This is a genomic window from Acaryochloris sp. IP29b_bin.148, assembly GCF_028285565.1.
In the GTDB taxonomy this organism is placed as follows: domain Bacteria; phylum Cyanobacteriota; class Cyanobacteriia; order Thermosynechococcales; family Thermosynechococcaceae; genus Acaryochloris.
This window is the reverse complement of sequence record NZ_JANQOY010000213.1, coordinates 1-7,747: the sequence shown is the minus strand read 5'-3', so window position 1 is coordinate 7,747 and position 7,747 is coordinate 1. Positions and strand designations below refer to the sequence as shown.

Genomic DNA, 7,747 nt, shown 5'->3' with positions numbered 1-7,747 from the left:
AAGTCCCGTTCATAGGCTTTGCGAGTGTTGGAGCTAATCTCACGAGACCTCATAAACTCTTCCACTCTCATCCATCGCAGATCCGCTGGGGTAGTTTTTAGGGGTTGGGTTCGGGACCGGGCAGCATCAATGGGGGTAGCGGCCTGGTCCGCCAATACAATGAGTTTTACTTCGGGGACGGTCATTGGAAAAGCCTAGGATCAGGACGCTGTGATGGGTTGGAATGCCATACATGGAGATTCTAGTCCAAACAACTGTGCGACGTGCCCTTGCTGCATAAGATGTTAAGACTCAGATTCAAATTAGCAATAAACTAAACATAGAGGTACAATGTACCTACAAACCTGGACCAGGAATAGAGCATGCCCGCTTCAACTCAAAGCACTAAGAAGAAGATCAATCTCAAAGTTGATCCGCATCGTGGAGATGTCATCGACAGAGCTGCGGCTGTTGCAGGCAAGACCAGAACTGAGTTCATGGTAGATGCATCTTATCGAGAAGCCCAAGAACTATTGTTAGGTCAGACGACTTTTTATCTGTCGAATGGCGGGTGGGATACCTTTATGGAGATTTTAGACAATCCTCCTCCACCTTCCTCAGCCCGGAAAGCCTTACAAGAACATAAAGCACCGTGGGAAAGTTAACCTTTAACCCGCCAACGGTTTTGGGTGAGCAGCATGATCTGTCAGCCTTTGAAAGTAGTAGCACGATCCTCAATACCTGGCTGCAAAAGAAGGCCAAGCACAATCATGGCTATGGATATTCCAGAGTCTTTGTAGTTACTCTAAAAAAGTCAAATCAGGTAGTTGCCTATTATTGCTTGTCTGCGGGTAGTGTACAACGCCAATGGCTACCGAATCGGGTAGTGCGGAATGCACCTGATCCAGTTCCAGCCGTCGTTTTAGGTCGATTAGCAGTCGATCAGAGGTATGAAGGTTTAGGTTTAGAACGAGGTCTAGTCAATCATGCCGTTGCTCAGACTCTCCTTGCTGCCGATGTGATCGGAGTTCGAGTTCTGATTGTCAGAGCTAAGGATGAAAACGCCTTTGCCTTTTACCGCGATAAGTGTGGTTTCTTAGAGTTGCCTGATGTTCCCCTTACCTTAATCGATCCACTCCCTAAACGTGTCGTATAGAGAGCAACGGACACTCAAACCATAGGCAAAAGTCTAGATTTCAGCAAAGCCATTACTCCCCGAAAATCCCAAAATCACGTTTCAAGCCCCTTCCCCTACCTGAAGGGGTATTTTTGCCATTTTTCCTACTCCAAATAATTCTTCTTATCTGTATTACACGAAAAATTACACGAAAAACCGTGTTTCCCCGACTGACTTCTGTAGTTGTCGCTGTCACTGTGGTTTTAAAGGAAAGTTGACCGTCTAGGACAGTAATTGGTTTAAAGCTAAGTGATAAACCGCCTAAAATACCCTCTTGGAGATGGAGTAATACGCTAAAACAACGTATTCTCGTTAGATTATGTATAGGTTTTAGGACGTGAAATCATTATGGGAAATAGCTTTTAGCGTTTTACAATTCTAGGATTGGGTTTTCGGACATCTTATGGTTAAATTCCAATGAATTAGTAGTTCTAAGTGCAAGATCGATTCCACTCCAAAGAAGCTGTCAACGAGAAATCAGTGTTTTCAGCCTTTAAGCGGACAGCTTTTGGTTTAATTGATCGGTCAGCTTTTACTTAAAACCACAGTCACCATAACCTTGCCGTTTGAAAGCATAAGCTTGCCGCTTGAGTGTCATTTACCGGATACGTTGAAGACTTTCTACGAGATATTAATGCTTTCAGCAATTTCTCAGTAAAACTTTCGGTAAGCTTATGCTTACAAATCCGACTTTCGGCAACTTTATGATTTCAGGCTGTTTACAATCGTAAGTATGGATTTAACGAAAAAATAGGGCTTTCAGGCTTAGCAGCGGCAAGGTTATGCTTTCAAAAAACGGCAAGGTTATGGTGACAACGACAGTAGTGTCGTAAACACTGTGGTTTTAACCATAAGTTGGGTCTTGTCCTCTTTTGAAACTGGTGGCGAAATATTTGTTAATGTCTAGGAAACTTATTCCGCCATTGATGTCATTACAAAACTATAATTTTCTTTCATAGCTGATGATGCAATATAAGTGTTTTAAGCGTGTTAAGCAATGTTTCGCCACCAGTTTCAAAAAGGGCCAAGACCTATGTAAAGAAATAATGGACAGCATAGATGTACAAAATTAATACTTCGGTTGACGAATTTACTGAGGTTCAATTTTTGGCAATAGAATAAAATAAAAAATTTCAGTTATATAAAATTACTACGCACTTAATGTTATTAATCAACAGATAGCTAAGTATTCGACTCCTTTATTTTTTGACGACAATCGTCAAAATTACTTTGAACTTTAACTGTATTTGGGTGTTCGGTGCCCAAGAGCTTCTGGAATATATCTAAACTTTGCTCATAGAGGGTTTCAGCTTCTGAGAACCGTCCTAGGTTATAGTAAAGCTTTGCCAGGTTATTGAGGCTACGAGCGACAGAGGGGTGTTCGGTGCCCAAGAGCTTCTTGTACATTTGCAAGGCTTGCACATAGAGGGGTTCGGCCTCGCTGTACCGTCCTTGGTTGTCGTAGAGTATTGCCAGGTTATTGAGACTACGAGCGACAGAGGGGTGTTCGATGCCCAAGAACTTCTGTCTCATCTGCAAGGCTTGCACATAGAGGGGTTCGGCTTCGTTGTACCGTCCTTGGTCGGAGTAGTAGAATGCCAGGTTATTGAGGCTTTGAGCGACATAGGGGTGTTCGGAGCCCAAGAGCTTCTGTCTCATCTGCAAGGCTTGCACATAGAGGGGTTCGGCTTCGTTGTATCGTCCTTGTTTTTCGTAGAGTAATGCCAGGTTATTGAGGCTCGTTGCGACATCGAGGTGTTCAGTGCCCAAGAGCTTCTGGTTCATCTGCAAGGCTTGCACATAGAGGGGTTCGGCTTCGTTGTACCGTCCTTGGTCGGAGTAGAGTAATGCCAGGTCATTGAGGCTTTCAGCAATATCGAGGTGTTCGGAGCCCAAGAGCTTCTGTCTCATCTGCAAGGCTTGCACATAGAGGGGTTCAGCTTCGTTGTACCGTCCTTGGGCTCTGTAGAGTTCCGCCAGGCTATTGAGGCTCGTTGCGACATAGGGGTGTTCGGTACCCAAGAGCTTCCGTCTCATCAGCAAAGCTTGCACATAGAGAGGTTCGGCTTCGTTGTACCGTCCTTGATTGTCGTAGAGTACTGCCAGGTTATTGAGGCTCGTTGCAACATCGGGGTGTTCGGCACCCAAGAGCTTCTGATTCATCTGCAAGGCTTGCACATAGAGGGGTTCGGCTTCGTTGTACCGTCCTTGATTGTTGTAGAGTACTGCCAGGTCATTGAGGCATTGAGCAACATCGGGGTGTTCGGTACCCAATTTCTTTCGAGCCTGTTCCAGGCATTTTTGTCTCCAGGGTAAAGCTAAACCATAGTTCCCTTGCCCTTCATAAAATCGACCGATGCCGACATAGGGCCAAATCAATTCATTTTCGCTAAGATGGTCTATCCACTGTTTGACGAGTTCTTCTAGATGGGGAATGCTGGTACTCATACCTGTAATCACATCAAACGTTGGGCTGTCATTAATACCCAGAGCAACACCAACCATTTCCCTGCAATAAGCTGCTTTGAGAAATTCTCCATTGTCAGAGCGCTTATTCAACTTAATCCGAAAGAACTCCTGCATAATTTGATGGAGTTGGTAAGTACCCTGGTCTACTCGTTTGAGTAAGTTTCTAGCGATCAAACCATCATCTCTGGTGTCTTCTAAGTCATCTAAATCCTGTGCAGATAGGCAGCTTTCAACCAAAATCCAAGGAATAGGTGCAACCGCAAACATTCCTAGAAAGCAGGCCAGTTCTTGTTCTACCTTATTCAGCTCAACCCAGCTTAATTCCAACGCAGCAGCGACCCCAAGCTGTGCGGTCATTCCTGATTCTGGGGTCGTCAGGGCTTTGGCTTCTAATCGCTTGGAGTCAAGTCTTTCGATCAGTTTTCGAAGAGACCAGTCTGGCTTTCTGGCTAGATACCGCCCCACTAACTCTAGTCCTAAGGGCAGGTTCCCCACCCATCTACATAAGGCTTGGGCATCGTCAAGCTGAGCATCAATGCGTTCGGCTCCAAGTAGCGTTCTCAGCAAGGTTAAGGCACTAGTATCGCTAAGTTCGGTGATAGAGAGGGAATGAACGGATAGACCTAAATCCTGACGGGTTGTTATCAGAACTTTATAACGTGGATCTGATGGCGGTAAGTACGGTTGGACAGTCTCAAGGTCCATCACATCATCAAAAATAATCAGCACCATTCCAGCAGGCCAGTGCCCCCAGACATAACTCACTTGTTGGTCTTCATCGAGTTCATCCGGGAGGGGCAGTGCTAACTTGGTCTGGGCAAATTCGATAATTTGGGCGGCTAGCTCCTGGCCTTTTACTCGCAGCCAGCAGAGTCCACCAGGATAATGACCCTGATCGAGCTGGGAGATGGCATATTGCAGGGCGAGTTCTGTCTTACCGATCCCACCCATTCCTGCTAATGCGGTGAGGGCTACCGGATTGTTCTCTTGGAGGAGCTGGTGCAATTCGAGCAGTGTTTGGTCACGACCGACAAATTCAACGACACCACTGCGAGGGAGGTTATGAGGAGGACTTATCTGGGAGGATGACGAGGCTTCTGGTCCTTGACGCTGATAACTCTCCGTTTGTGGACTGTGCCCAGACGAAGAGTTGTCTACTTTTTTGGTGGGGTTTCTACCGCCCTCCGTATTCCATTGACGACATCCAAAAATGCCTCATCCTGATCGTCCCATCGTGTGATGGGTAGTCCTTCTTTAGGTAGGCTTTGCAGCTTACTAAAAGGGGATCGCTTCCAATCACAGGGACGCAGAATAATGGGGATGACTCGAGCTGTGCCTTCGTTGTGTCGGTCCATCGCTCTTTGCATCTCAATGTCATAGCAATAGTCGGAGGCGATGAAGTCCGGGCTAACCAGCAGCAGAATAATTTGAGCAGACTCAAGATGGCCTTTAATTTGGGTGTCCCATTCCTCCCCTGCTTCAATCGCCCGATCATGCCAAGCGACAATATTACCCTCGCGTTTAAGACCTGAAAGATGAGTGTCTAACTTTTTTCGCAATTCATTATCCTGATGGGAATAGGAAATAAAAACCTCTAAGGGGTCGTTGGCGTTTTGAGTCATGGGAGAAGGCGTGGGTGTTGGACGAGCTTGAGCATTGCTCTTATCCTGATCCTTAGTTCTTTCTGTAATGGGTTTTTTGATCAGAACGGGGGTGAGATGTTCTTCAATACCTTCCATGCGGATAGCGGCGCAACCCAACTTGAAGGCAAACTCCACATCTCGTCCTGAACCTAGGGCATCATAGAATCCCACAGCAAAGGAGATCGCCGCTTTATCCTGGATCGCACGTTTCATACCGATCACATAGGGGATATGTTCTGAGATGGCATTTGCTTGCACCTCGGTATAGCAGCCATTGAGGACCACACAGCGCAGTTGATCGGCAAACAGGCTAAACAAGTCTGCAATCGCTTCACCACTGACCAACTGGGTGTTGCCACTGACATCCTCAAAGACCAAGCCCTCATCCCCTTCCCCATGCCCTGAGAAATGAACGATCTGGGGATTCAGATCTAGCATGGCTCGCTGAATATCACGGGGGCGAACTGCCAGGCGCTGTTCAAGCTGAAATTCATCTCGACGTTGAGCCCGCTGTAACCCCTCACCAATATCCCTTAACTCCTGATCTAGTCGGAGAGGCTGAGTATCTTTGGGATTCGCAGCGAGGAAGAGAATGGTTTGCTGTTCTGGTGGGTTCGGACTCGTCATTCGGCGTTAATCTAAGCGATATTTTGTTGTCTTTTTTCCATTTGGTTGAGCGTTTAGAACTGGCAGCCTGCAATAGATTGCTAATGGTGACGGAGCGCTATTTTGAAATTTAATTTAATCGCATCTAAAATTATCGGCACTTTTGATATGCTTTACGCAATTATTAAGGATATTTCTGTAATCTAGGGCGTTGTTGGAGATGGAAATAATTGCCTTTTTAAGGGCTTTTTAATGGCTAACAAATTTGATTGAGTCCTGTCAGCCCCTCGATTTTGATGATCTATCACGGGTATTGATCCAAAAGAACGAACCATGCCACTTCCCCCTAACCCAATCTGTCTCAAATGCATCGACTATTCCCGAAGGGAAGCCAAGCGGGTGCATGGTCCCCAAGGCGATGGTTGTTGGAAAGATAATACCTGCGATCGCAAACGCTCTCACTACCGCCACCGCAAGGAAAGCAATGCCAAGCGCCGGGGAGAATACGCTGACCAGAAAGCAAAAACAACCCCAGCCAAAACCACAGAGACCTTCTCGATTCCTGTCCAAGCTCCACCCGTGGCTTTGCTTTACCTCTACAAGGAGAAGCCCAAGGATGCCCACCTTCATGCCCTATCCATCAGCATCTGGCAGGGGAGTGAGAAGTTAGCGGAAATTGAGGCGGTTCACTGCATGGGGATGACGAATACCCAAGTGAATCGGTACCTAATAGAGGTGCTGAAAGTACTGCGAGAGCGGTTTGGCATCACGGAATTTGAACCCCCGATCCGCATGGAGCCGACCGAGTGCGAAATCGCGGACTGTCCGTTGAAGGATGAACTCCATGTACACTCAGCTTGAACTAGATTTTGCCAGTACATTGGCCACCGCTTTGGATGAACCGGAGCAGGCAGATGTCCTTCAGCTCTGGGATGGGATGTTGCCAGAGTTGCAAGCCCTATCTCAGCACGAACGGCTCCAAGTCGCTGGCGAGATGGCCCTTGGGATTACTGAGGTATTTTGTCAGCGGGCAGAGCTGCTGATCCAGGATTGGGAGGATCGGCATAACACCCAAGGCCCAGTGTTAGATGAGGATTTCTTGGCCGGGATGGTTCAGCAGACCATGTTTTTGGATGTCTCGGATCTGTGTCGTCAGCCGAAGTCACGGAAGCGACGTCAGGGGTTCACGGGGAATCCTATTGAGTCCGTTGTAAGGGAAGTCAGCAAGGATTCGGTTTTGGAGTTTGTGGATGAGCTGGAGTCTGGGGAAGCGATTGCCCTGAAGGTTAGCCATGTGGAGGATGTTTCGTCCTGGGTTAGTGCAATTCGTGAATATTTAGAAGGAACTAAGGGTGCCGTGTCGTTTGTGGAGCTGGTGCAAGGGCTTGGCTTAGTGCCTGTTGCTGTATTGATCGGGGTGCTTCTGGGGGGCTTTCGGATGGAACAGCGAGGAGGGTTTTATGACCAAGAGATCTGGGTAGGATGATGGAGGTTACTTTGATGACCAACTCTGATATTTTCAATTAACCCTATTAAGAAATAGATGAGAAGCGCTGAATAGCAAATGGTTCTATCCTGAGGGAACTCTTCTGTTCCAAAATCAGCTCTGACATAATGCGCCCCACCACAGGTGAAAGCTGAAAGCCATGTGCAGAGAACCCAAACGCATGATAAACATTGGGGAATTTAGAACTTGGACCAATCACAGGAATGTGATCGGGCATAAAGGCTTCCAACCCTGCCCATGTTCTGACAATCCTCACCTCGGCCATCATAGGGAAGAGTGCTAGAACGGTACGGCTACTTTCACAGAGTTTGGCAAAATTAATGTCTGTTGTCTCTTGGTCCAAATCATGATCGGCCAGATGTGCTC

General features: G+C 47.0%; 7 protein-coding genes and 1 pseudogene. 4 read left to right on the top strand and 4 right to left on the bottom strand.

Annotated elements, in window-relative coordinates; all coding sequences use genetic code 11:
• A pseudogene (locus tag Q0986_RS19325) lies at positions 1 to 185 on the bottom strand (integrase); the annotation flags it as partial.
• Between the two features lie 177 nt (positions 186 to 362).
• Between Q0986_RS19325 and Q0986_RS19320 the strand changes: the two are divergent.
• Positions 363 to 644, top strand: coding sequence for a DUF1778 domain-containing protein (locus Q0986_RS19320; protein ID WP_299414534.1), 282 nt, complete (start codon positions 363 to 365; stop codon positions 642 to 644).
• Entirely contained in the window at positions 632 to 1,135 is a 504-nt protein-coding gene (locus Q0986_RS19315; RefSeq protein ID WP_299414531.1) for a GNAT family N-acetyltransferase, read from the top strand. Before Q0986_RS19320 ends, Q0986_RS19315 begins: the two co-directional genes overlap by 13 nt.
• Before the next feature lie 1,203 nt (positions 1,136 to 2,338).
• On the opposite strand, the gene Q0986_RS19310 is transcribed toward Q0986_RS19315, so the two are convergent.
• Together Q0986_RS19310 and Q0986_RS19305 are read right to left on the bottom strand one after the other, a co-directional pair.
• Complete coding sequence (locus Q0986_RS19310) at positions 2,339 to 4,702, bottom strand: tetratricopeptide repeat protein (protein WP_366918632.1); 2,364 nt, start codon at positions 4,700 to 4,702, stop codon at positions 2,339 to 2,341.
• A gap of 77 nt (positions 4,703 to 4,779) precedes the next feature.
• The gene (locus Q0986_RS19305; RefSeq protein ID WP_299414526.1) at positions 4,780 to 5,895 is read right to left on the bottom strand and encodes a TIR domain-containing protein; all 1,116 of its coding nucleotides are present in this window, start codon (positions 5,893 to 5,895) and stop codon (positions 4,780 to 4,782) included.
• A 312-nt stretch (positions 5,896 to 6,207) separates the two neighbouring features.
• On the opposite strand from Q0986_RS19305, the gene Q0986_RS19300 reads away from it, so the two are divergent.
• Positions 6,208 to 6,735 carry a hypothetical protein gene (locus Q0986_RS19300; RefSeq protein WP_299414524.1) on the top strand — a complete coding sequence of 176 codons (528 nt, stop codon included), beginning with the start codon at positions 6,208 to 6,210 and terminating at the stop codon, positions 6,733 to 6,735.
• Complete coding sequence (locus Q0986_RS19295; RefSeq protein WP_299414522.1) at positions 6,719 to 7,360, top strand: hypothetical protein; 642 nt, start codon at positions 6,719 to 6,721, stop codon at positions 7,358 to 7,360. Before Q0986_RS19300 ends, Q0986_RS19295 begins: the two co-directional genes overlap by 17 nt.
• Positions 7,361 to 7,406: 46 nt before the next feature.
• Here Q0986_RS19295 and Q0986_RS19290 read toward each other — a convergent pair.
• On the bottom strand, positions 7,407 to 7,747 hold a 341-nt coding region (locus Q0986_RS19290; protein WP_299414519.1), incomplete at its 5' end, for an FAD-binding oxidoreductase.